The organism is Isoptericola sp. NPDC057391 (assembly GCF_042668085.1).
Classification (GTDB): domain Bacteria; phylum Actinomycetota; class Actinomycetes; order Actinomycetales; family Cellulomonadaceae; genus Isoptericola.
Genome location: NZ_JBHVBO010000008.1, coordinates 23,930 through 47,162, shown reverse-complemented (window position 1 = coordinate 47,162; position 23,233 = coordinate 23,930). Strand labels below are relative to the sequence as shown.

The following is a 23,233-nucleotide window of genomic DNA, read 5'->3' as shown; positions in this document are numbered from 1 at the left end:
CCTCAGCCGCGCGCCGGCGCGGGCTCGTCGAGGGTGATCGCGTTCTTGGCGCGGTCCATCGACTCGAGCGAGGCGGGGCCGCCGGGATTCTCGGTGGCCAGCGCCTGGTTGGCGGCGACGAACGGCCGCATCCGCCGGTCGTACGCGGCGAAGGCGTCCCGGTGGTCCGGGTGCGCGGCCAGCTCCTGCGCGAGGACGTAGGCGCCGACGAGCGCGAGGCTCGTGCCCTGCCCGGACAGGACGGACGCGCAGTACCCGGCGTCGCCGACGAGCGCGACCCGGCCCGTGGACCACGACTCCAGGTGGATCTGCGCCATCGCGTCGAAGTAGAAGTCCGGGGAGCCGGCCATGATCTCCAGCAACCTCGGCATCTCCCAGCCGACGCCACCCAGCCGCTCGGCGACCACGGACTTCTGCCGGGCGACGTCCGTGTGGTCGTGGTCGAGCGGACCGGACGCGAACCCGAGCGTGACCCGCAGCTCGGTGTTGTCCCGGACCGGGTAGATGCCGCCGCCGACGCCGGACGCCTGGTCCTGCACCCACACCTGCCAGTCCTCCAGGCCGAGCACGTTCGGGGCGGAGAACACGGCGACGTACTGGCCCAGGTGCCGGGAGTACCGCTCCTCCGGTCCGAAGGCCAGGCGACGTGCCGCCGAGTGCATCCCGTCCGCGCCGACGACGAGGTCGACCGTGCGGACGTCCCCGCTCGCGAGCTCCACCCGCACCCCGTCGGGCCCGTCCGTCAGCGCCGCGATCGCGTCGTCGTAGACCACCTCGACGTCCCTCGTGAGGCCGGCGAGCAGCGCGACCAGGTCCTCGCGCAGCAGCTCGACGTCCTCGCCGTCGAGCCGGCCGCTGCTGTACGCCTGGTCCTCGGACCGGAACAGCTCCGCGCCGTCGGCGTCGAGCATCGTCATGCCCCGGGTGCGAGTGCCGGCGTCCCGCACGGCGCCGCCCAACCCCATCCGCGAGACGACGTCGAGCGCCGCGCCACGCACGTCCACGGCCTGCCCGCCCGGGCGCGGCCCCGGCGCCTTCTCGACCACCGTCACCCTGTCGCCGTTCCGGCGCAGCCAGTAGGCCACCGCCAGGCCCGCGATCCCCGCACCGGACACCATCACGTCGCGCATCGCTTCTCCCACCTTCGAGCTTCAGTACCCTGACGCCGTCCACAGTGGCGGAGCCGTGCCGCGACACCGGGAAGTGACCTGGTACAGATGCGCCCTGACCTAGCACAGACGGGAGGGCCGGACGTGGTGCAGGCCAAGTACCTGGAGATCGCCGACGACCTGCGGGGACGCATCGCCCGGGGCGAGCTGGTCGTGGGCGCGAAGGCGCCGTCGGTGCGGCAGGTCGCGGGGGAGTGGGGCGTGGCCGCCGCCACCGCCGCCCGGGCTCTCGAGGCGCTCAGCCGCGACGGCGTCCTGCGGGCCGAGCCGCGTTCGGGGTTCGTCGTCACCGCCCGGGGCGAGTCGTCCCGCGGCGCCTCGCCGGGGGGCACGTCGCGTGCGGCGTCCCGCGGAGGAGGCCAGGCCCCTGGCCCGGTGCGCGACCGGCTGGTCCGGACCGCGATCGAGATCGCCGACGCCGAGGGCCTCGCGGCGGTCTCGATGCGCAGCGTGGCCGCCCGGCTCGGCGTCGAGACGACCGCCGCGTACCGGCACGTCCAGAAGAAGGACGAGCTGGTCATGCTGATGGCGGACGCCGCGTACGGCGAGCACGCCTACCCCGAGGCCCCGCCCGACGGCTGGCGCCCCAGGCTCGAGCTGTACGCCCGCACGCTGTGGGCGCTGCACCGCGCGCACCCGTGGCTCGCCCAGCTCGGCCCGATCACCCGGCCCCTGCCGCTGCCCAGCCTCGCCGCGCACAGCGAGCTCGCGCTGACCGCGCTGGCCGGGCTCGGGCGGACCCCGGCCGAGCGCTTCGACCTGCACGTGCTGCTCTACGGCTACGTGCAGGGCCTGGCCACCAACCTGGAGCGCGAGCAGCAGGCGGTCGGCACCACAGGCCTGTCGGACGACGGGTGGGTGGACCGGCAGAGCCGCGCGCTGCGGCGGATGGCGTCCTCGGGCCCCTACCCGGCCTTCGCCGGCATCCTCGGCGGGTTCATGCAGGACGGCTACGACCTCGACCTGGACCGCCTGTTCGAGCTCGGCCTGGGCCTGCTCCTCGACGGCCTGGCCGCCCGGGCGCCGGCACCGTAGGACGCCGCCGCCCGCCTCACGCCACCGACGCCCAGGGGTCCAGCACGACCTTGATGCAGCCGTCCTCCTTGCGCTGGAAGGCGCGGTACGCCTCCGGCGCCTCCTCGAGCGGGAGGCGGTGGGTGCGCAGGTCGAGCACGCCGAGCGGGTCGGCCGCGTCGGAGACGAGCGGCAGCAGGTCGTCCGTCCACCGCCGCACGTTCGCCTGGCCGGTGCGGATCGTGAGCTGCTTGTCGAAGATCTGCATCAGCGGCAGCGGGTCCTTCGCGCCGCCGTAGACGCCGGAGAGCGACACGGTGCCGCCGCGGCGCACCAGCGCGCACGCCGCGAGGAGCGCGGCCAGGCGGTCGGCGCCGCCCTTCTCGGTGATCGGCGCGGCGAGCACGTCGGGCAGCAGGCCCACCAGCTTCTGGGTCGTCTCGGCCAGGGGCGAGCCGTGCGCCTCCATGCCGACGGCGTCGATCACGGCGTCGGGCCCGCGGCCGTCGGTCAGGTCGCGCAGCGCCGTGCGTACCCCGCGCTCGGCCGGGTCGAACGTGATGACGCCGTGCCGCTGCGCCATGAGGCGCCGCTCGGGCACCGGGTCGATGCCGACGACGGTGCTCGCGCCGCGGTGCAGGGCGACGCGCGCGGCCATCTGGCCGATGGGTCCGAGGCCCAGCACGGCGACGCTGCCGCCGTCCGGCACGTGCGCGTACTCCACCGCCTGCCACGCGGTGGGCAGCACGTCCGACAGGTAGAGCCACTGCTCGTCGGGGGACCCGTCGTCGGGCACCACGACCGGGCCGTAGTGCGCCTGTGGCACCCGCAGGTACTGCGCCTGCCCGCCGGGCACCTGGCCGTACAGGCGGGTGTACCCGAAGAGGGCGGCGCCCTTGCCCTGGTCGCGCACCTGCGTCGTCTCGCACTGGCTCTGCAGGCCGCGCTCGCACATCCAGCACCGCCCGCAGGCGATGCCGAACGGCACCACCACGCGGTCGCCGACGGCCAGGTGCTCGACGTCGGCGCCGACCTCCTCGACGACGCCCATCGCCTCGTGCCCCAGCACGTCGCCGGCGTCGAGGAACATCCCGAGCACGCCGTACAGGTGCAGGTCGGAGCCGCAGATCGCGGTGGACGTCACGCGCACCACCGCGTCGGTCGGCTCCTGGACGCGAGGGTCCGGGACGTCCTCGACGCTGACGCGCTCCTTGCTCTGCCAGGTCAGTGCACGCACCGTTCGCCCCTTCCGCCGCCGGGCTCGTGCCCCTGGGCCGGCGAGCTGCTGCACCGACCTGGCCAGTGAACCACCGGTGCGGTCTGCTCACCCGGCGGCCCCGACCCGATGGCGGGCCGCCGGTCGGGCTGCGACGGTGGACGGAGGTCCAGCAGAGGGCCGCGCCCGACACCCCGAGGAGGACGGCATGCCTGTCTGCGACACGTGCGGCAACGACTACGCCCGCGCCTTCACCCTCACGACGCACGACGGCACGACCGGCGTGTACGACTCGTTCGAGTGCGCGGCGCACGCCGTCGCGCCCCGCTGCGCCCACTGCGGCTGCACCGTGCTCGGCCACGGCGTGGACGTCGGCGAGGAGACGTTCTGCTGCAGCCACTGCGCCCGCACCGCGACCGGCGCCGACCTCACCGACAGCACCGCCACCTGAGGTCGCGGGACGCGAGCGGCACGTCGGGGGAGCCGGGTGCCGCGCTGCTGGACATCCGACCCGCGGCGGCGAGCCGCCGCACCTCCGATCGTGCACGCTCCCCGGCTCTGGTCGCCACCCAGCCGACGCTCCTCCGGTCCGCGCCGCTGTCCCACGACGGCGAAAGGCGCTACGGTCGAGGAGAGTCATGAGGCGGCTCATCTCCAGCGGCGCGAGCCACGAAGGAGGTTCCACATGACCGACATCACGTCCTGGGACATCGAGGGCACCCTGGCCCTCGGCACCAGCCACCCGGTCGGAAGGTACCGGCACGACCTCTCGACCGGCCTGTGGTGGTGGTCGGACGAGACCTACCGGATCCACGGCTTCGAGCCGGGCGAGGTCGTTCCCACCACCGAGCTGATCCTGGCGCACAAGCACCCCGACGACCGGGCACGGGTGAGTCAGGTCCTCCGTCATGCCTGCTCGACCGGCGAACCCTTCAGCAGCATGCACCGCATCATGGACGCCCACGGGGACGAGCGAACGCTCGCGGTCGTGGGTGAGGGCCGCACCGACGCCACGGGCGCCGTCTGCGAGCTCGTCGGCTACTTTACCGACGTCACGCCCGCGGTCACGCGCATCGCCGACGTGCGGGCGACCGCCAGCATCCGGGCGTCCGCCGCCAACCGGGCGACGATCGAGCAGGCCAAGGGCGTCGTGATGTGCGCGCTGCGCACCGACCTCGAGGGCGCCTTCGAGTGGCTCCGGGAGGCCTCCAACCACTCCAACCTGCCGCTGCGCGAGATCTCGTCACGGATCGTGGAGCTCGCGGCGGACGGCAACGGCGACATGCGCCAGGTCGCGGAGACGATGGCCGACCTGCTCCAGAACCGCTCCGAGGGTGACGCCCGGTAGGGCTCACCGGGCCAGATCACCGCGCCGGGCCAGATCACCGCGCCCCGGGCACGTGCCGGGGCTCGCGCATCGCCTGCGCGAGGTGACCGCCCAGGTACCCGCCCACCCCGACCGCGCCCATGCCGGCCAGGCTGAGCACGGCCCCCAGGCCGTGGCGGCCGGCGCGCCGGGCGCGCCAGGAGGCGAGCGCCAGCAGCGTGCCGATCCCGTTGCTCGTGGCGTGCACGACGGCGACACGACGGCCGGGGACGCTCAGCGCGCGGTAGTCCGCGAGGCCCGTCAGCGCCGTCGGCGGGGCGGCGAGCAGCCCCAGGCCCACCAGCCGACGGGCGGCGTCGGCGTGCCCGTGCGGGCGGGTGAGGTCGAGCGCGACGGCGCTCGCCCACAGCCCGATCGGCAGGTCGGTGAGCACGCTGTGCACGGGGTGGCCGACGGAGCGGCCCCGGAGCTCGTCGCGCACCCGGCCCGGCGAGGGCACGACGGCGCGGGAGATCCGCTCGTACATGCCCGCTAGCGGGTCGAGGCGCTCGGCGCGCTCGAGCTCGGTGGCGAGGCGCGGCAACGGACGGTCGGTGGACGGGGTCTGGTGCGCGGGCATCGTGCCTCCTCGGGGCGACGGACGGATGGTCGGGCGGGTCGCGTGCGTCGGCCGGGGACGCCCCTCCTCGACGCCACCCCTCGACCGTAGGACGGGAGGCGCACGCTCGCCGTCGCGGGCCCGGGTGCGGGGAGCACCGGCCCGTCCGAGGCTGGGACGACGCGTCGAGCCGTGGCGCCCGCCCGACCCGCTGGAGGTCCCTCGTGTCCCGAGCCCCCGTCGAGCTCTCCGCGGCCGAGACGGCGCGCGTGCTGCGGTCCGTCCTCGTGCCGCTCGTCGCGCAGGGCGCGATCGTGCGCCGGCCCCGCCTGACCGCCTGGGCGGAGCGACGGCAGACGGACCGCGAGGCCCGCCGGGTGCTCGGCGGCCTGCGCGACCGGTACGGCGGCGCGCCCCTGGCGCTGCGGCTCGGCCCGCGCCGCCTCGTCGTGGTCACCGCGCCGGACGACGTCCGGCGCCTGCTGGAGGGCACGCCCGACCCGTTCACCGCCGCGTCGAACGAGAAGCGGGGCGCGCTCGCGCACTTCCAGCCGCACGCGCTGCTGATCTCCGGGCCGGACGACCGGCGCCGCCTGCGGCCGCTCAACGAGGACGCCCTCGACGCCGCGCATGCGGTGCACGACGACGGCGCGGCCGTCGTCGCGGCGGTCGAGCGCGCGGCCGGCGAGCTGGCCCGGCAGGTCGACGCCGCAGGCGGGCTCGACGCCGACGCGTTCGCCGAGGTGTGGTGGCGCCTGGTGCTGGAGGTGACCTTCGGGCCGCGCGCCCGCGACGACCACCGGGTGGTGGACCTGCTGAACGCGCTGCGCCGCGACGGCAACTGGTCCTGGTTCCGCCCGCGCCGGCCGTGGCTGCGCGCGGCGCTGGAGCGGCGCGTCGCCGACCACGTGGCGCGGGCGCCGTCGTCGTCCCTCGCGGGGCGGGCGCGCGACGCTGACCGTGACGCCGGCCGTGACGAGGCGCCCGGCCAGGTGCCGCACTGGCTCTTCGCCTTCGACGCCGCGGGCGCGACCACGCTGCGCGCGCTCGCCGTCGCGTCGGCGCGCGACGACGTCCGCGGCCGCCTCGTGGACGAGCTCGCGCGTGCCGGGGACGGGGGAGAACCGGCCCTGCTGCCGTACGGCCGGGCCTGCCTGCTCGAGGCGGTGCGGCTGTGGCCGACGACGTTCGCGGTGCTGCGCGACGCGGTGCGGCCCACCGACTGGGGCGGTACGACCGTGCCGGCGGGCACCGGGTTCGTCGTCCTGAGCGGGTTCTTCCACCGGGACCCCGAGCGGCTGGCGTTCGCGGACGACTTCGCGCCGGAGGCGTGGTGGGACGGCCGGGCGGACGCGGACTGGGGGATCGTGCCGTTCAGCGGCGGGCCCGCGGCGTGCCCGGGCCGCAACGTGGTGCTCCTCGTCGCGTCGTACCTGCTCGCGCGGCTCGCGGGCCTCGGCCTGGGGGTGGAGCGCGGCCGGTTCCTCGCCCGCGACCCCCTCCCGTGCACGGTCGACCACCTCGGGCTGCGGTTCGTCGCGGGTGGGGACGGGCCCTCCGCGTTACGTTGGCCCGAGGTCCAGGAGCGGCCGCCGGAACGCGAGGTACGGAGAGCTCGATGAAGGCCCTGTTCGTCAGCTGCACGCTCAAGCGGTCCCCCGAACCGTCGAACACCGAGCTGCTGGCCCGGGTGGTCGCCGGGGCGCTGGAGGAGCGCGGCGTGGAGGTCGGTCACGTGCGCCTCGTCGACCTCGACGTGCCGCCCGGCGTGGTCACCGACCTCGGCGGCGGGGACGAGTGGCCGCGGGTGCACGCGCGGCTCCTGGAGTCCGAGATCCTCGTGGTCGTGACGCCGACCTGGCTGGGCCGGCCGTCGTCGGTCGCGCAGCGGATGCTGGAGCGGATGGACGCCATGCTGTCCGAGACCGCGGACGACGGCACGCCGGTGGCCTACAACCGCGTGGCCGGCGTCGTCGTCACCGGCAACGAGGACGGCGCGCACCACGTGATCTCGGAGATCACCGGCGCGCTCGCCGACCTCGGCTACACGATCCCCGGGCAGGCCTGGACCTACTGGAACCAGGGGCCCGGCCCCGGGCCGGAGTACCCCGACACCGAGCACGGGCACGAGTGGTCGCACCGCACGGGCCGGCTCATGGCCCACAACCTGCACTCCGTGGCCACCGCGCTGCGGTCGCTGCCGGTGCGGCCCTTCCCCGAGGACTGACCAGTACCGCGAACCAAGGAGGCACAGTGAGCGAGCACCCCACCGAGCGGCACCGCGCCGACGAGGACGACCCCCGCCACCAGGCCGAGCGCGAGCGCGCGGCGCACGACGGCGAGGCCGCCGACGTCGAGGCCGTCCCCGGCGACAAGCCGAAGGACGACCCCGACGAGGAGGGCGAGGACCGCTTCGACGCGGGGTGAGGACGCGTCCGGTCAGGACTCCGGGCCGGCCTGCCCGCCCGTGCGGGGGTTGAGCTGGTCGGGGTCGGCGTCCGGGTCCTGCCCGGCGTCGCCGTCGCCGTCGCCCGCGGCCGCGCCGGTGCGCGGGTTGAGCTCGTCCGGGTCGGCGTCCGGGTCCTGGTCGGGGTCGTAGACGGGCTGGTCGGTCATCGTCGCTCCTGTCGCCCGAGCGCGGCGGCCGGGGCTGGACCGCGCGGCTCTCCGGGCACCGTGGCACGCGACCGGGACGCCCGCATCCGGCCGCGCGGCGGGCGCGGCTCAGGACGTCAGCGCCTGCGTGGACAGCACCTTGATGGTCGCGTTCGCCCACCGCAGCTGGCGCAGGGTCCCCGGGTGGCAGCGCTGGCAGAGCGCCAGCAGGTCGTGGTCGCGCACCGCCTGCGCGGCCTGCGCCGCCATCTCCCACTCGGTGGAGACGCCGTAGGCGTGCATCGCGACCAGCCGCAGGTCCCGCAGGAGCTCGAGGCCGTCGGGGGTGCCGGCCCCGGGCGCGCCGCCGCCGTGCCCGGCGACGGTCGGGACGCCGAGCGGGTCCTCGAGCGGGTCCTCGAGCACCCCGCCGAGCGCCGCGCCGAGCTCTCGGCCGAGGGCCTCCCCGGGCCCGTCGCCCACCTCCTGCGCCGCCTCGTAGCGGCCGGCCGCGACGGCGACGTCGCGCGCGTGGGCCCGCGACCAGGCCGCGAGGTCGCGCCCGACGTGGCACACCTCGTGCTCTGCGCGATGGCGCTCCGCGAGGCGGTCCAGGCCGCGGGCCAGGCCGCGCTCCGACCGCTCCAGCCCTCGCAGGGCCGTCCCGATCCTCATGCCGTGCTCCTCGCGTGCGTCCCCGGCCGTGGGGGGAGGCTCTCGTCGCTCAGCGCCTCGGCCCCACCCGCGGTGGGCGGGACGTCGCCGGAGACGGGCGCGGAGCCGGCGGTGGTGGGCGCGGGCGCCGGGCCGTCGCCGTCGCGCACCTTGCGCACGGACACCACGCCGGCCTTGAACAGCGGCTGCTTGGAGGCCGGGTCCCAGTCGGTGGGCGTGAGCTCGTTCGCCGCCCGGCCCGTCGAGCCGTCCGGCCGCGACCCGGTGTCCCACGACCCGTAGTGGAACGGGACGAAGGCGACCCCGCGCCGGATCCCGCCCACCCGGACGCGCGCCTCGATCCCGCCGCGCGGCGTCGTGAGCGCGGCGACGTCGCCCTCGGCGAGCCCGAGGGCGTCGGCGTCGGCGGAGCCCAGCTCCACCCACACGTCGGGGGCGGCGTCGCGCAGCTGGGGCACGCGACCCGTCTTGGTGCGGGTGTGGAAGTGGTACAGCGTGCGGCCGGTGACGAGCTGCAGCGGGAACTCCGCGTCCGGTTCCTCGTGCGGCGGCAGGTACTCGGCCGCCTTGATGACGGCCCTGCCCTCCGGGTTCATGGCGCGGTACTCGGTGGGCTCCAGGGGCGCCCCGGTGACGAGGTCGCGGCCGTAGCTCTCGCAGGTGTCCGGGGCCGCCCAGAACCTCCCGTCGGCGTACAGGCGCTCGGTCCCGCGCGGCGCGTCGGCCGTGCAGGGCCACTGCACGCCGCCGTCGCGGAGCATGGCGTACGTGAGGCCGCTGTAGTCGCAGAGCCGGCCGCGCGAGCACTCCTTCCACGCCTCGAAGGCGCCCTCGGGGCCGGTCCAGGGGACCAGCGGCCCGCCGTCCTTGTCCCGCAGGTCGAGGCGGCGGGCGAGGTCGAGGAAGATGTCGAGGTCCGGCCGCGCCTCGCCGGGCGGGTCCACCGCGCGCTCGGAGAGGTGCACGGTGCGGTCGGCGTTGGTGAACGTGCCGGTCTTCTCGCCCCAGGCCGCGGCGGGCAGGACGACGTCGGCCAGCTCGGCGGTCTCGGACAGGAAGATGTCCTGCACCACCAGGAAGAGCCGCTCCTGGGCGAGCACCGACCGCACGCGGGCCAGCTCGGGGAGCGAGACCGCCGGGTTGGTCGCCTGCACCCACAGCAGGCGCAGCGAGCCCTGCTCCGCGTACCGCAGCATCTGCATGAGGTGGGTGGGCGGCGAGTAGTGCGGGATGTCGTCGGGGTCGACGTTCCACACGCGCGCCAGGTTGGCGACGTGCGCGTCGTTCGCCCAGTTGCGGAACCCCGCCAGGTCGCCGTCCGCGCCGCACTCGCGCGTGTTCTCCGCGGTGGGCTGCCCGTTCATCTGCAGCACGCCGGCGCCCGGCCGGCCGAGCATCCCGCGCACCAGGTGCAGGTTGTTCACCTGCACCGCGGCCGCCGTCGCCTGGTGGGACTGGTAGAAGCCCTGCAGGACGGTCGAGAGGAGCCGCTCCGCGGTGCCCACCAGCTCGGCCGCCGCGCGCAGGTCGCCCTCCGACACGTCGCAGATCCGCGCGACGACGTCGGGAGGGTAGGCGGCCACCTGCGCCTCGAGCTCCGCGAAGCCCACCGTGTGCGCGTCGACGTACGCCCGGTCCACCCAGCCGCGGGCCAGCACCTCGTGCAGCAGGCCGTTCAGCAGCGCCACGTTGGTGCCGGGGCGGGGCGCGAGGTGCACGGTCGCCGCGCGCGCGACCGGCGTCTCGCGCGGGTCCACGCACAGCAGCGCCGGGGGTCGCGGCCCCGCGAGCCGGTCGAGCATGCGCGTCCACAGCACCGTCTGCGTCTCGGCCGCGTTGTGCCCGAACAGCGCGATCGCGTCCGCGTGGTCCACGTCCGCGTACGACCCGGGCTGCCCGTCGCACCCGAACGACTCCTTGAGCGCCTCCGCCGCGGTGGCCGTGCACAGCCGGGTGTTGCCGTCCACGTGGTTGGTGCGCAGCCCGGCGTGGGCCACCAGTGCCAGCGTGTAGTACTCCTCGAGGAACAGCTGGCCGGAGGTGTAGAAGCCGAGCGCGCTCGGCCCCTGCTCGTCGAGCAGCTCCTGCGTGCGCGTCACGACGCGCCCCATCGCGTCGTCCCAGCTGGTCTCCACGAGCCGGCCGTCGTGACGCACGAGGGGGCGCGTCAGGCGGTCCGGGGAGCCGTTCGCCTGCCAGCCGTACAGGTCCTTGGGCCCCAGCCGCCCGTGGTTGACCCGGTCGCCGGCGCGGCCCCGGACCCCGACCATGCGGCCGTCCTTCACCGCGATGTCGAGGGCGTCGCCGTTGGAGTGCAGCACCGTCGCGGACGGCACCCACCGGTCGACGTCCTCCGGCGCGAGGCCGTCGGTGAGAAACGTGTCGAGACGGACCGGCCAGTCCTCGCCCGGCCCGTACGGGGTGCGCGTGCCCCAGGGCTCCGCCACCCGGTCGATGGAGCCCACGAGGGCCCCCTTCCGCGTCGAGAGCGGTCGGCCGCGTCTTGACCGACCTCGTCGACGCTAGTCCCCCCGCGCGGGGGTCGCCGGTCGGGGAGGCCCGGTGGCCGTCCCTGACAGGCCGCGTTAGCGTGAAGGTCCGGCGTCAGGAAGCGGCACCGACCCTCCCCTCTCGGAGGTCATGATGACGACGACAACTCCCGCCGGCACCGACGACCTCGTCTCGGCGCTCGCGGTCGGCACCCACCTGCTCACGGGCTCCTACCGGGCCGAGGCAGGGACGGGGCGCTGGTGGTGGTCCGACGAGGTCGACGGGATGCTCGGCCACGAGCCCGGGGCGCTCGAGCCCGGCCCGGAGGCTCTCGAGGCCAAGCTGCACCCCGACGAGCGCGACCGCGTGGTGCACGACGCCGCCCGCGCGCTCGGCGGCGGCGGACCGGTCGTGACGGCGCGGCGCGTCGTCGACGCCCACGGCCGCACGCGCACCCTGCTGGTCACGGCGCAGGCGCGGCGCTCCCGCGGCGACGGGCCGCCCGAGGTGGCGGGCTACGTCGTCGACGTCACGCCGGTGCAGCGCGAGGCGGTGCAGCGCGACGTGCGGCGCGCCCTCGACAGCGCCTTCGTCTCCGCCGCCTCGATCGAGCGCGCCAAGGGCGTGCTGATGGCCGTGCACGGCGTGGACGAGGACGCGGCGGAGAACCTGCTCACCGAGGCGGCGGGCGCGACCGGCGCCACGCTGCGCGAGGCGGCCACGCAGGTGATGGCCCACCTGGCCGCCGGCGACGGCTTCGGCCGCCGCGCCAAGCAGGCGGTCCGGGAGGCCCTGGCCGACGTGCAGCCCGCCAAGCGGCCGCACGTGCACGAGGCGCAGCTCGCGCGCCGTCGTGCCGCGTGACGCCCGAGCCGCACCCAGGACGAGCCGCACCAGCACGAGCCGCACCGTAGGACGAGCACCGCAGGAGGACAGCATGGCCGACGACCAGCAGTCGTTCCCCGCCCAGCAGCAGGAGCCGCCCGGTCTCACCGGCGCGATGACCCCGACCCCGGACCACGGCGAGGAGAGCTATCGCGGCTCCGGCCGGCTCGACGGGCTGCGCGCCTTGGTCACCGGCGGCGACTCCGGCATCGGGCGGGCGGTGGCGATCGCGTTCGCGCGCGAGGGCGCGGACGTCGCGATCGGGTACCTGCCCGAGGAAGAGGAGGACGCGCAGGAGACGGCGCGGTGGGTGCGCGAGGCGGGCCGGAAGGCCGCTCTGCTGCCGGGCGACCTCACCGAGGAGTCGACGGCGCGCGGCCTGGCCGACCGGGCCGTGGCGGAGCTCGGCGGGCTCGACGTCCTCGTGAACAACGCCGGCTTCCAGATGGCGCGCCGCGAGTCGGTCGAGGACATCACCACCGACGAGATCGACCGGGTGCTCAAGACCAACCTGTACGCGCTGCTGTGGGTCACGCAGGCGGCGCTGAAGCACCTGGGCGAGGGGTCGAGCATCATCAACAACTCGTCCATCCAGGCGTACGAGCCGTCGTCGTCGCTGCTCGACTACGCGTCGACCAAGGCGGCCATCAACAACCTCACGGTGAACCTGGCGAGCGAGCTCGGGGAGCGCGGCATCCGCGTGAACGCCGTCGCGCCGGGGCCGATCTGGACGCCGTTGCAGCCGGCCACCCAGCCGGAGGAGAAGCTGCAGAAGTTCGGTCAGGACACGCCGCTCGGGCGCGCCGGGCAGCCGGCGGAGGTGGCTCCGGCGTTCGTGTTCCTCGCGTCGCCACGGGACGCGAGCTACGTCTCGGCGACCGTCGTCGGCGTCACGGGCGGCAAGGCGGTGTTCTGAGGGCTGCCGCCGAGGCGGCCCCGGAGGAGGAGGCGTGACGCTGCACGTTCCGGACGGCCCGGTCACGCTCGACGACGTCCCCCGGATGCGGTCGCTGGGGGACGTCGTCGAGCTGCTCGCCGTCGCGACGCCGCTGTACGTGCGGTTCAGCGCCGGGCCCGTGGCCGACGCCGGCACCGAGAGCCGCGACCACGAGAGCGGGTGCCTGCTGCCGGGCCTGAGCGTGAACCCGCTCGACGCGGAGCCGTGGTGGGACCGGCCCCTGGAGCACTGGGTGGCCCGGCAGCTGTGCCAGTACGCGCACCTCATGACGCCGCAGCGTTTCCCGTGGGCGCTCTCCGGCGAGGTGGTGGGGCGGGGGCCGGACTGCGAGCCGCTGCTCGTCGACACCGTGCCGGTCGCGTCGATCGACCGCGCCGTGGTGGACGAGGCGGCCGAGCTGTATGCGCGCGTCTTCGACACGGGCAACGACGGCACCTGACCCTCTCCCACCGGCCCTGACCTGGGCGTCGAGTTCTGCAGGGCCTGGTCACCTCGTGCCGTCCACGCTATTGTGCAGGAGCCCGAACAAATACTGATCCGGGTGCGCCCGGAGGAAGCAACGAGGCTCCCGATGAGACACCGACCGTCCCCGCGCCGTCACGGCGCCCTCGCCCTCGCCGCGGCCGCCGCCGTCGTCGGGCTGACCGCCGGAGGGGCCTCCGCCACGCCCTCCGCCTCGACCCCGCCGCTGCCCGGCGCGGCGTCCGTGCACGACGCCGACGGCGTCAACGGCTTCAAGACCCCCGCCTACTTCCCGGGCTGGGGTCCGCAGGACGTCGGGTTCGAGGTCGCCGACCTGCAGCGCTCGGGGGCGGTCGAGGACCTCACCCACCTCAACTACGCCTTCGGCAACGTCACGACCGACCTCGTCTGCGACATCACCGACCGCGTCGATCCGGACGAGGGCGCGATCGACCCCGAGACCGGCCTGCCCGAGGGGCACATGGAGGGCGACCCGCTGAACGACTACGTGCAGCTCAAGGGCGCCGGCCAGGCCGTGGACGGCGTGGCCGACAGCGCCGACCAGGCGCTGGCGGGCAACTTCAACCAGCTGAAGAAGCTCAAGGCGGCGAACCCCGGCCTGAAGGTGCTGATCTCCCTGGGCGGGTGGACCTGGTCGGACAACTTCTCCGAGGCGGTCAGCTCGCCGGAGAACCGGCAGCGGCTGGTCGACTCGTGCATCGACCTGTACCTCGACGGGAACCTGCCCGTGGTCGACGACCCGGAGCACGGCGTCAAGGGCGGCGACGGCGCCGCGGCCGGCATCTTCGACGGGTTCGACATCGACTGGGAATGGCCCGTCGTGGGCGGGGAGCACCCGAGCGACCACCCGGAGGAGGACAAGGATAACTTCCTATCCTTCGTGGAGCTGCTGCGCGCCGAGCTCGACGCGCGCGCCGCCACCACCGGCGAGGACTACCTCATCACCGGCTTCGCCCCGGCGTCGTGGGCGGGTCGCACCGAGGGCGGCTGGGTCGACCCGCGGCTCGCCGCCGTCGTCGACTTCCTCAACATCCAGGGCTACGACTACGTGGGCCCGTGGCAGACGGGCAGCACCGGCCACCAGGGCAACCTGCACGAGTACCCCTCCTACGCCGACCCCGGCCAGTCGGCCAACTGGGGCCTCGCCGCCGACGGCCTCATGAACGCCTACAAGAACGCCGGGTACCGCGGGGACCAGCTCGTGCTGGGTCTGGCCGCGTACGGGTACGGGTGGAAGGGCGTCGACGACCCGACGCCCGGCGCGCCCGCCAGCGGCGGCTCGCTGCCGTTCACGTACTCCGCGCAGCTGCAGGACCGGTTCGCGGAGGGCGGCTTCACCGAGCACTACGACGAGCAGGCCGGGCAGAGCTACTACTACAACGGCGACGAGTGGTGGACGCTCGACACCCCGCGCTCCGTGACGGCCAAGGCCGAGTGGCTCGCCGAGAACGGCTTCGGCGGCGCCTACCTCTGGGACATCGCCGGCGACGCCGGCCGCGACCTCAGCTCCGCGCTCGTCCGCACCTTCCAGGCCGCGACGCCGGGCCCCCTCGTCGAGGGCGACGGCGCCGCGCCCTGGTACCCGACGGGCGTCTACCGGACCGGTGACGTCGTCTCGCACGACGGCGTCGAGTACGCCGCCACGTGGTGGACGCGCGGTGTCGCCCCCGCCTCGGCGGAGGGCAAGAAGGACCCGTGGAAGGTCGTCGGCGAGCACGGCGACCACCCGGTGGACGCCGAGCAGTGCGGGCCGGCGTTCGACGCGGCCGCCACCTACTCCACCGGTGACGTAGTCTCCCGCGCGGGCGTGAACCACACCGCACAGTGGTGGACCCGCGGCGAGCTGCCCGGCAGCGACGTCAAGGGAGCCTGGGACGCCGGGGCGCCCTGCGTCTGACACCCCCCGCGGCGAGGTAGCGCCTCCGGTCGTCAGGTCGTGCCCCCGGGTGCGACCGGACGACCGGAGGCACTACCGGACCGCCTCGGACGCCGGATTTCGAGTCTGCCGATCCATTGGGTATCCTCGGTGGGCCGGTTCGTCCGGCGAGGTAGCGTGTCCGAGCGGCCTAAGGAGCACGCCTCGAAAGCGTGTGTGGGTGCAAGTCCACCGTGGGTTCAAATCCCACCGCTACCGCCACTGTGATGTCTCAGGACATCGGGATGGCCCGGACCCACGAAATATGGGTTCGGGCCATCGTCATTTCTGCGTGTTGGTGCCGCGTGGCTGGTAGTCGCGGGTGAGGTCGCGGGTGAGGTCGATGGTGAGCTCACGCAGGATCTCGCCGGTGGCGGCGTTGATGATGCGCACGTCGTGGTCGTGGATCAGGAGCAGGACGTGGGTTCCTGCGTGGGGTCGTCCGATGCCGATGTGGCGTAGCTTGCCGGCGATGCGCAGGGTGACGCAGCCCGTCTTGTCGATCTTGTCGCGGCGGAGTCGGTCGTGACTGTCGTGTTCTCGGGCTGTGGTGCTTGGGCGGGCTTTGGGCGTGGCCTGGTAGGCGGTGGCCGGGGTCTGTCGGTGTGGCAGGGACCGGTGCGGGCGGTGGTGGTTGTAGTGCTCGGTGAAGGTGTCGAGCAGGGCCTGCAGCTCGTGCACGGTGGTGGGCTGGTCGGGCTGGGCGCGGAGCCATTTCTTCATCGTCTGTTGGAAGCGTTCGACCTTGCCCTGGGTGGTGGGGTGGTTCGGGCGGCCGTTCTTTTGCACGATGCCCAGGCGGTGCAGCTCGTGCTCGAGGTGGTTGCGGCCGCCGCGTCGGCCGGCGAACCGGACGGTGTAGACCATGCCGTTGTCGGTCAGGACCGAGGCGGGGTGTTCGTGCTGGTCACAGGTGCGGCGGAAGGTGTCGAGCACGATCTGTGCGGTGATGCGTCGGTGGGCGCTGGTGTGGAGGGCGGCCCTCGACACTCCCGAGCATCGACGCGGCAGGCCATGCCGATGACTCGAGACACGCTATGCCGATGTCTTGAGACACCCCATTCCGATGTCCTGAGACTGGACACCACCGCTACCGCCACCCGAAGGGCCCCACCCGCAGAATCCTGCGGCTGTGGGGTCCTTCGTCGTTTCCCGTACTCCCTTTTCACTCCGTTTTCCCTTCCCGGACGCCCGACGTCGACGTCTGGGTGACGAGCTGGTCGATCACCGTCCGCAGGTCCGGAGCGACGTGGGTCCGCTTCACGTAGTGCCGCACCGCACCGTGGTGCCCTCGTCGGCGTGGCCGAGCAGCGCGGTCGCGTTGGCGATGGTGGTCGAGTTGGCGACCTGGGTGGCGACGGTGCGGCGGAAGTCGTGCGGCGTGACCTTGGTGCCGATGGCGGCCTGCGCGTCGCGGAGCTGGTCGCGAATCCGGCTCGGTGCGCGCGGCGTGGCGTTGGTCGACGGGAACACCAGGTCGTCCGGCCCGCCGTCGAGCCCGAGGTCCAGCGCCTCGGTGATCGCCGCGACGACGAAGACCGGCAGCGTGATCGTGCGGCGCGACGTGTCCGACTTGGGCTTGGACTGCCGCAGACGACCCGGCCTGAGGATCGTTCACAGCGACAGCGATAGTCCAGACTGACGCTGCCGCCTCGCCCGTGACGCGTGTCGGCCAGGCCGGATCAGCGCGTCGCGAGGGCTGTGAGCGCACAGGACAGCTCCCCATGATCGCCGCACGCAACATTCACCCGCTCAATCCCTTCTCACCAGTGGCGCCGCAGATAGTATCGGGATCACGCCTACAGAGGAGACATCGATGTCCGAGCCTGAACCCGCCCGACCAAGCTCAGGCAAGGCCCCGTTTAAGGATCCTCGACCAAGTGTAGAACGAATTTCCCAACTCGCGCAGCGGGTTCTTACAGGCGACATCCTCCTCCCGAAATTTCAGCGGGACTTTGTTTGGCCTCGCAACAAGATCATCGGGCTGCTTGATTCGATCGCATTGAACTATCCGATCGGGAGCATTCTGCTGTGGCAGTCTAAGCAGGAGCTCGCGAACGAGAGATCCATCGCTGGACTTTCGATCGCGGAGCCGAAGCCTGACTACCCCGTGAACTATCTCCTCGACGGCCAGCAAAGGCTCTCGACCGTCTGCGGGGCGCTCTACTGGTCACCAAATGACGATCCAGACAGCCTCTGGAACATCGTCTATGACCTGCGAACCCAGAGCTTTCTCCATCTGTACTCGCTCGACGAGCCGCCACTCGGTCAGGTGCCCCTGAGGTATCTGACAAATCCGGCCAAATACTTTCAGCGCACGGCCACAATCGACGACGATGAGCTCCGGGCCCGAGCAGACACATTGTTCAATCGCTTTCAGGACTATATGATAGCGGCTGTGACCCTGGGCGATATGCCTATTGACGATATCGCACCGATCTTCGAGCGAATCAATAGCACAGCGACACCGCTCACGATCGTCGACCTTATGCGGGCCGCAACTTGGGACCCGGAATTTGATCTTCGAGATGCTCTTGATGCAGTGCGCAGCGAGCTTGCGACGCGCGATTACGGCGGTATCGATCGAAAAACTATGCTCCGCGTAACGTCCGCAGCTGCCGGCTATGGATTTCGCGTGGACGACATGGATCGGCTCAGAGGCAAGACAGCGTCAGAGCTCACCACTACCGTTGAGACCGTCAGCCTGGCCTCTCGTCGTGCAGTCGACTTTTTGGCGTCCCAGATCAAGGCGCCGCGCGCGCAGGCTCTTCCCTATGCGAATCAGTTCGCAGTGCTTGCTGAGATCTTTCGCCAGATTCCTAGTCCTACCGGGTCGCAATACGCTAGTATCGAACGATGGTTCTGGCGCACCACTCTTAGCGGATACTTCGGTGGCTGGAATACTGGGCAAATGTCCGCCGACTATGCCGCCATCGCTCGTTTCGCGAGCGGCACAGGTGAGATCGAAGTCCCCGCATCACTTCCCCGCGGTGACGTATGGCGTGTAACGCAGTTCAGGTCGAATAGCGCTGTCTCGAAGATGCTCGCGTTGATGCTGTCGTACGCCCATCCCGTTGATCTGCTGACGGGTCAGACGATCGACCCGCGACGCTCTCTTGCGTGGAACAATGATAAGGAGTATCACCACTTCTTTCCGCGCGACTATCTCAAGTCTGTCGGCGTTCCGGCGGCGAAGGCCAACTCTTCAGCGAATATAGTCATGCTGACTTCCGCCAGCAACATTTCCATCAGCAACAAGGCGCCGAGTGTCTATCTGGCTTCACTCATTGGTCGGATCGGACGCGATGAGGTCGTCGCGCGTCTCGAAAGCCTTCTTGTTCCCGAGTCGGCGCTTGATGCCGCCCTCGCCGATGAGTACGAGAGCTTCCTGAACCTGAGGGCCGAGTATCTTCAGAGTCGCGCGCTGTCGCTCGTCGGAGAACCCGCAGGGATTGATTCAGGTGAGGGGCCGGCGGAAGTTGAGGGTGAGGCGCTAATCACCGATACGGACGCTTCCGAAGTTCTGGAGATCGAAGAAGAGATTCATGACGAGTCGGCGGGCTAGAGCGTATATGTGTTAGGCGCCCTGCGGTCTCAGCATTCGCCGGCAGCAGTGCAAATCGAACCTAGACTCACCAGTAGCAAACCATGGGGGAACGTTGGTTGAAGTTAGCAAGGCGTTGCAGGCACAGATCGCGGCGCTGTCCTCATCTGAGTTTCAGATTGGTCGGGTGTTTGTCTTAAACCGTGGCGATGTGCTGGAGGGCCACTACGAAGACCTCGACATTAAGTTTTCTGGCGACAATTTGGACGCTGCGGGCCCGACGGTCCCACCGGAACACCGCGGTCAATGGGCCGCATGGAACCGTGTTGGCCAAGAGGTAAAGCGTCCTGATCTCCCTAAGCGGCTGAAGTCTTGGACCACCGATGTCCACCCGTACGGCGACAGGAGCCGGCCCACTGTCCCCGCGTATCATTCGAGGGAAGTTCAAGCGACCGAGGTTCGGCACGGTAAGGGTTTCGCCTTTACATACACGGCCAAACCGGGCGGTGGCGAGTATGGGGTTCAGATCGAGGTTCGCGTTGACCGCGTTTTCTCCAAAGCAACACCCGTCGACTCTCCTGACCTTCTTATGGCTGTTCGACTCCTCAACGAGTGCTTCGGAGGTGTAGGGGTTGTCGCGGCAGATCAAACCGAGGTTCGATGGCGTCGTGACCGGGAGCTCCCGTGGGAACTGCTCCCGCCCGGCGTGAGTCCTGCCGCGATCCTTCGAGCGATCGAGGCCCGGCTCGGAATAATTTCGGCCTCACGGAACACCGACGTCGCGATAGAACGCATCAAGAACATGCAGGCATTGAATCCTCCCGAGATCGGGGTTGGTGGCGGCGGATACCAGAGCTACCTCGCCTACATATTCCGTGATGATCTTGTTGTGCTCGAGAATTTTGCCTACGGAAACGCGCTGTATGTTATGTATGAGTCGTGGGACGTGCTCAGTAAACGAAGTCGAATCGACTTGCTGTCTGATCCGTCGGCCGACTTTACACGCATCGTGCACAGCGGGAATTGGCGTGGCCATCTCCGAGAGGTGATTCGTCGCTCCCAGTGGCGTGGACGTCGGTGATCTAGGAAACTCAAACGGCGCTGGCGGCACCGTTGGTGAGGACTTTCCTTACTGCCTCAAGGCGCGGCTCCGCCGCGCGGTCGGCCGCACGGGCGGGGCCCCGCGCTGCCTCCCATGACACGACGAAGGCGGCCCCGAGTTTCCCCAGGACCGCCCCCCGCTCTTCCGGCTCTAGTGCGGCTCCGACCTAACGGGCTGCAAACCCGCGCCGCCCGCTGCCGCGCCAACGCGTGGCATCCTCACCTTCGTGGACGCCGATCACAGCCGAGCAGCCGCCACCTACCTCGGCATCGAACATTACGAGCCGGAGTTCCAACAGGGAGTCGGGACGGTCGCTACCGCGCACGGTCCGCAACTGCTGGATCTCGTGGGCCGGGCGCTGGTCCACGTCTGGTTGTGCTGGGACGACGACTCTGCCGAGTGGGTCGCTGACGTCCCGGTGGTGCTCCAGTTCGAGGGCGTGCAGCTGGAGATCCAGCACAACAAGTTCGACGAGCTCTCGCTCACGTGGGGCCGTATCGACGTCGCGCGGCCCATCGACTTCCCAGACAGCGGCTGGCGCTGGCGCTCCGACGCGGACGAGAAGCTGACTGCGCTCCAGGGGCTTCTGGTTGTCGACGTCGAACTGTTGGAGTGGTGCGGTCCCGACATTGCGAACGGTTCCCTGGCGGTCAGCCTTGTCCTCGACGGTGGGAACAGGCTGACGATCTATAACGCGCTGGACGAGAACGGGCTGAGCTTCGACACTCCACTTGCTGAGTACCGCACCCACCGGCTCGGGGACTGAGCCTGGGGCTCGGCCCGCACGAAGGGTCGCCTTCCGGCCGCGCACCGATTGCCGAGCATCCGGCCGACTCTGGGCCGCGTCAAGGGCGCCTGCGGCGTCGCTACGCGATGGCCTGCGGCCACCCTTGACCCGGCCCTCCGCCGGCCTCTTGTGCTCCGCTATCGGCACGGCGCCTCCGAGTGTCCCCACCGGCTGAGGTGCCGAAAGGTCGCCGAATTGCTTCCGTTTTGGACGGCGGATCGGTGCCGGTGGGTGCAACCCGATCCAACGGGCGGCGCGGTAAAGGGCCAGGTCAGATGCCAGAACGACCCGAGCGGGCAGGGTGAACCAACGCACCACTTTGAAGCCCACCGCTACCGACACCCGAAGGGCCCCACCCGCAGCGTGATGCGGACGTGGGGCCCTTCGTCGTTCCTCGACTCCGTTCTGCCTGCGTCGGTCTAGTGGGCGCTAGGAGCGGAGTGCCCGTAGCCACGTTCGCGCCGTGTCGCCAAACGGCTCTGCCTTCGCCTCCACGTCGGGTAGCAACGACCATGCGGTCTCGGTCGCGTTCGCCACCTGGCGATCGGTGAGGTGGCCGGAAAGGGCGAGCTCGTCGAACTCGTCCTGGTCGACGATGCCCGCGCGACCGTCGGCGCTGCGGAACAGGTCCAGCTCCAGGTCGACGAAGGACCACACGGCGTCGTCGAGCCTGGGCGGCGTGCAGATGTCGATGGTGAGGTCGGTCGCGGCGGTGAACCAGAAGGCGGGCACCCACCAGGCGCCCTCGGCGACCAGCCAGACGCCGTCGTGCTCCTGCGGCTCGACGCGACGGCCGTCGGGCTGACGGACAGGGCTTCCTCGCCGCGAGCCCAGCCAGATGCCGTGCTCGTCGCTTCCCAGGTGCTCGACGGGCCAGCTGAACGCCTCCGAGCAGGTCCCCTCGGCCACGGACCACTTCCGCTTCGACATCCTCAGCACGGATCTCAGTCTGCTGGGGGAGACGTCCGCTGGCTACAGCGTCGCGTGGGGCTCGACCTGGGAGCCGCGTACCAGACAGCCCGCGCTTACGAGAAGGTGCGCCGTCTGCCCGCAGCACCGGCGATGGCGACCGCTGTCGCGACGAGGGTCACGAGCATCGCCGCGGTCATGATCGACGCGTCGAGAGGAAGCATCGCGCAGCCGGCCGACGAATCCTCGTACGAGCAGGTGCGCCACGGCTGCAGGAAGTAGACGACGGACACCACCGCCCCCAGCACGGCCAGCGTCGTGCCACCGATGAGCATCACCGTCGACGCGCGTGTCCTCATCCGGCGAGAGTAGGTGATGGTCGAGCCTCGGCCCGGCTCTCGGAGAGGACTTCACCCGTGGCGCCACCCGGCACGATGAGTTGTCGCCACCTGCGCAGTCTGCCGTGTGACCGTCGACCGAGAGGCGCGCCATGAAGCTGCTGCTGACGTCCGCAGGCGTGCGGAACACGTCGATCCGCTCCGCGCTGGAGGCCCTGCTCCCACGACCGGTCGAGGACTGCACCGCCCTCGCCATCCCCACCGCGCTGTACGGGCACCCGTGGGTCGGCCCGGGGCGGAACGCGTGGAACTTCATCACCGGAACCACGGATCACATGACCGGCCTCGGCTGGAAGTCGGTGGGCGTGCTCGAGCTGACCGCGCTGCCGAGCATCCCCGAGGAGCGCTGGGTGCCGCTGGTGCGGGAGACCGACGTCCTGCTGGCCGCGGGCGGCGACGCCGGCTACCTCGCGTACTGGATGCGCCGTTCGGGCCTGGCCGACCTGCTGCCCGAGCTCGACGACGCCGTGTGGGTCGGGATGAGCGGCGGCAGCATGGTTATGACGCCGGCCATCGGGGAGGAGTTCGTCGGCTGGCTGCCGCCTGATGGCGAGGAGGCGACCACCCTCGGCGTCATCGACTTATCGATGTTCCCGCACCTCGGCCACCCGGACCTGCCCGACAACACGGAGGCCGCGGCCGAACGCTGGGCGGCGAAGCTCGACGGGCCGGCCTACGTCGTCGACGACGAGACCGCGTTCGTCGTGGACGACGGCGCCATCGAGGTCGTGTCCGAGGGGACGTGGCGAAAGCTGGCCTGACCGACAGGCGCTGTACCTTGGCCTGCGGCGGCCGGGCACCGGCCCGCCCCTCGATCGGACTTTCACCAGGAGAGCACCACCGCATGGCGACGCACCACGACGGATACCCGGACGAGCAGGGCCCGAGCCCGCTCCGCGCAGCAGCGGTGGTCGGCGTCGCGCTCATCCAGGCGGGCCTCGCCGGTCTCTACATCACGACGTGGTGGCGGCACGTCCAGAACCTCATCGAGTCGCCGGAGGTCCTGCCCGCGCTGTTCCGGGTGCTGTCGGTGGTGCTGTTCGTGTGGGTCGTCGTCGCGGAGGTCCGCGGTCTGCTGCGGGGCCGCAGAGCGCCGCTGCTGGTGGTCTCCCTCGCGGCCGCCGCCACCGTCGTCGTGCTGCTGCTCGAGGTGCTCGCGCCCCGCTGA

At 71.7% G+C, this 23,233-nt stretch carries 25 protein-coding genes and 1 tRNA gene; 16 read left to right on the top strand and 10 right to left on the bottom strand.

What is annotated here, in order from left to right; translation table 11 throughout:
* Positions 1–2 precede the first annotated feature (2 nt).
* Entirely contained in the window at positions 3–1,130 is a 1,128-nt protein-coding gene (locus ACFUVW_RS02435; RefSeq protein ID WP_430569755.1) for an FAD-dependent oxidoreductase, read from the bottom strand.
* Between the two features lie 123 nt (positions 1,131–1,253).
* On the opposite strand from ACFUVW_RS02435, the gene ACFUVW_RS02430 reads away from it, so the two are divergent.
* Positions 1,254–2,204: a TetR/AcrR family transcriptional regulator C-terminal domain-containing protein gene (locus ACFUVW_RS02430; protein ID WP_430569754.1), complete on the top strand. Its 951-nt coding sequence runs from the start codon at positions 1,254–1,256 to the stop codon at positions 2,202–2,204.
* Positions 2,205–2,220: 16 nt separating this feature from the next.
* Here the strand turns inward: ACFUVW_RS02430 and ACFUVW_RS02425 are convergent, their stop codons facing one another.
* A complete protein-coding gene (locus tag ACFUVW_RS02425) occupies positions 2,221–3,420 on the bottom strand; it encodes a zinc-dependent alcohol dehydrogenase (protein ID WP_430569753.1) in 1,200 nt (399 codons plus the stop codon).
* Positions 3,421–3,607: 187 nt separating this feature from the next.
* On the opposite strand from ACFUVW_RS02425, the gene ACFUVW_RS02420 reads away from it, so the two are divergent.
* Positions 3,608–3,850 (top strand): hypothetical protein, encoded by a 243-nt coding sequence (locus tag ACFUVW_RS02420; RefSeq protein ID WP_430569752.1) that lies wholly within the window; start codon positions 3,608–3,610, stop codon positions 3,848–3,850.
* A 234-nt stretch (positions 3,851–4,084) separates the two neighbouring features.
* On the top strand, positions 4,085–4,747 hold the full coding sequence (locus ACFUVW_RS02415) for a PAS and ANTAR domain-containing protein (RefSeq protein ID WP_430569751.1): 663 nt from the start codon (positions 4,085–4,087) through the stop codon (positions 4,745–4,747).
* 34 nt (positions 4,748–4,781) lie between these two features.
* Here the strand turns inward: ACFUVW_RS02415 and ACFUVW_RS02410 are convergent, their stop codons facing one another.
* Positions 4,782–5,345, bottom strand: coding sequence for a DUF2231 domain-containing protein (locus ACFUVW_RS02410; RefSeq protein WP_430569750.1), 564 nt, complete (start codon positions 5,343–5,345; stop codon positions 4,782–4,784).
* Between the two features lie 203 nt (positions 5,346–5,548).
* On the opposite strand from ACFUVW_RS02410, the gene ACFUVW_RS02405 reads away from it, so the two are divergent.
* The 3 genes from ACFUVW_RS02405 to ACFUVW_RS02395 are packed head-to-tail and all read left to right on the top strand — an operon-like array spanning position 5,549 to position 7,751.
* The gene (locus ACFUVW_RS02405) at positions 5,549–6,946 is read left to right on the top strand and encodes a cytochrome P450 (protein WP_430569749.1); all 1,398 of its coding nucleotides are present in this window, start codon (positions 5,549–5,551) and stop codon (positions 6,944–6,946) included.
* Positions 6,943–7,551, top strand: coding sequence for a flavodoxin family protein (locus ACFUVW_RS02400; RefSeq protein WP_430569748.1), 609 nt, complete (start codon positions 6,943–6,945; stop codon positions 7,549–7,551). The genes ACFUVW_RS02405 and ACFUVW_RS02400 overlap by 4 nt, the downstream gene beginning before the upstream one ends.
* 26 nt (positions 7,552–7,577) lie before the next feature.
* Positions 7,578–7,751, top strand: a complete 174-nt coding sequence (locus ACFUVW_RS02395) for a hypothetical protein (RefSeq protein WP_430569747.1) — start codon at positions 7,578–7,580, stop codon at positions 7,749–7,751.
* Positions 7,752–7,763: 12 nt separating this feature from the next.
* On the opposite strand, the gene ACFUVW_RS02390 is transcribed toward ACFUVW_RS02395, so the two are convergent.
* The 3 genes from ACFUVW_RS02390 to ACFUVW_RS02380 form a co-directional block, all read right to left on the bottom strand.
* Entirely contained in the window at positions 7,764–7,940 is a 177-nt protein-coding gene (locus tag ACFUVW_RS02390) for a hypothetical protein (RefSeq protein ID WP_430569746.1), read from the bottom strand.
* A gap of 108 nt (positions 7,941–8,048) precedes the next feature.
* Entirely contained in the window at positions 8,049–8,594 is a 546-nt protein-coding gene (locus ACFUVW_RS02385) for a hypothetical protein (protein ID WP_430569745.1), read from the bottom strand.
* Positions 8,591–11,059: a molybdopterin oxidoreductase family protein gene (locus ACFUVW_RS02380; protein ID WP_430569744.1), complete on the bottom strand. Its 2,469-nt coding sequence runs from the start codon at positions 11,057–11,059 to the stop codon at positions 8,591–8,593. The genes ACFUVW_RS02385 and ACFUVW_RS02380 overlap by 4 nt, the downstream gene beginning before the upstream one ends.
* A 178-nt stretch (positions 11,060–11,237) precedes the next feature.
* On the opposite strand from ACFUVW_RS02380, the gene ACFUVW_RS02375 reads away from it, so the two are divergent.
* The 5 genes from ACFUVW_RS02375 to ACFUVW_RS02355 all read left to right on the top strand — a co-directional run bounded on the left by ACFUVW_RS02375 (position 11,238) and on the right by ACFUVW_RS02355 (position 15,547).
* A complete protein-coding gene (locus ACFUVW_RS02375) occupies positions 11,238–11,948 on the top strand; it encodes a PAS and ANTAR domain-containing protein (RefSeq protein WP_430569743.1) in 711 nt (236 codons plus the stop codon).
* A gap of 73 nt (positions 11,949–12,021) precedes the next feature.
* Positions 12,022–12,885 (top strand): SDR family oxidoreductase, encoded by an 864-nt coding sequence (locus ACFUVW_RS02370; protein ID WP_430569742.1) that lies wholly within the window; start codon positions 12,022–12,024, stop codon positions 12,883–12,885.
* Positions 12,886–12,919: 34 nt separating this feature from the next.
* Positions 12,920–13,366, top strand: coding sequence for a DUF6098 family protein (locus ACFUVW_RS02365; protein WP_430569741.1), 447 nt, complete (start codon positions 12,920–12,922; stop codon positions 13,364–13,366).
* A 132-nt stretch (positions 13,367–13,498) separates the two neighbouring features.
* Positions 13,499–15,307 carry a glycosyl hydrolase family 18 protein gene (locus tag ACFUVW_RS02360; protein WP_430569740.1) on the top strand — a complete coding sequence of 603 codons (1,809 nt, stop codon included), beginning with the start codon at positions 13,499–13,501 and terminating at the stop codon, positions 15,305–15,307.
* A gap of 150 nt (positions 15,308–15,457) precedes the next feature.
* Positions 15,458–15,547, top strand: a tRNA-Ser gene (locus ACFUVW_RS02355).
* Between the two features lie 60 nt (positions 15,548–15,607).
* Here the strand turns inward: ACFUVW_RS02355 and ACFUVW_RS02350 are convergent.
* Positions 15,608–16,261: an integrase core domain-containing protein gene (locus ACFUVW_RS02350; RefSeq protein WP_430569739.1), complete on the bottom strand. Its 654-nt coding sequence runs from the start codon at positions 16,259–16,261 to the stop codon at positions 15,608–15,610.
* 324 nt (positions 16,262–16,585) lie between these two features.
* Positions 16,586–16,918, bottom strand: coding sequence for a tyrosine-type recombinase/integrase (locus ACFUVW_RS02345; RefSeq protein WP_430569771.1), 333 nt, complete (start codon positions 16,916–16,918; stop codon positions 16,586–16,588).
* Between the two features lie 223 nt (positions 16,919–17,141).
* Between ACFUVW_RS02345 and ACFUVW_RS02340 the strand changes: the two genes are divergently transcribed.
* The 3 genes from ACFUVW_RS02340 to ACFUVW_RS02330 all read left to right on the top strand — a co-directional run bounded on the left by ACFUVW_RS02340 (position 17,142) and on the right by ACFUVW_RS02330 (position 20,737).
* Positions 17,142–18,890 (top strand): DUF262 domain-containing protein, encoded by a 1,749-nt coding sequence (locus tag ACFUVW_RS02340; protein WP_430569738.1) that lies wholly within the window; start codon positions 17,142–17,144, stop codon positions 18,888–18,890.
* 115 nt (positions 18,891–19,005) lie between these two features.
* Positions 19,006–19,950 (top strand): hypothetical protein, encoded by a 945-nt coding sequence (locus tag ACFUVW_RS02335; RefSeq protein WP_430569737.1) that lies wholly within the window; start codon positions 19,006–19,008, stop codon positions 19,948–19,950.
* A gap of 247 nt (positions 19,951–20,197) precedes the next feature.
* Positions 20,198–20,737 carry a hypothetical protein gene (locus ACFUVW_RS02330; RefSeq protein WP_430569736.1) on the top strand — a complete coding sequence of 180 codons (540 nt, stop codon included), beginning with the start codon at positions 20,198–20,200 and terminating at the stop codon, positions 20,735–20,737.
* Between the two features lie 450 nt (positions 20,738–21,187).
* On the opposite strand, the gene ACFUVW_RS02325 is transcribed toward ACFUVW_RS02330, so the two are convergent.
* On the bottom strand, positions 21,188–21,688 hold the full coding sequence (locus ACFUVW_RS02325) for a DUF402 domain-containing protein (protein WP_430569770.1): 501 nt from the start codon (positions 21,686–21,688) through the stop codon (positions 21,188–21,190).
* 95 nt (positions 21,689–21,783) lie between these two features.
* Entirely contained in the window at positions 21,784–22,026 is a 243-nt protein-coding gene (locus ACFUVW_RS02320; RefSeq protein ID WP_430569735.1) for a hypothetical protein, read from the bottom strand.
* Between the two features lie 131 nt (positions 22,027–22,157).
* On the opposite strand from ACFUVW_RS02320, the gene ACFUVW_RS02315 reads away from it, so the two are divergent.
* Together ACFUVW_RS02315 and ACFUVW_RS02310 are read left to right on the top strand one after the other, a co-directional pair.
* Positions 22,158–22,826 carry a Type 1 glutamine amidotransferase-like domain-containing protein gene (locus tag ACFUVW_RS02315; RefSeq protein WP_430569734.1) on the top strand — a complete coding sequence of 223 codons (669 nt, stop codon included), beginning with the start codon at positions 22,158–22,160 and terminating at the stop codon, positions 22,824–22,826.
* A gap of 83 nt (positions 22,827–22,909) precedes the next feature.
* Positions 22,910–23,233, top strand: a complete 324-nt coding sequence (locus tag ACFUVW_RS02310) for a hypothetical protein (RefSeq protein ID WP_430569733.1) — start codon at positions 22,910–22,912, stop codon at positions 23,231–23,233.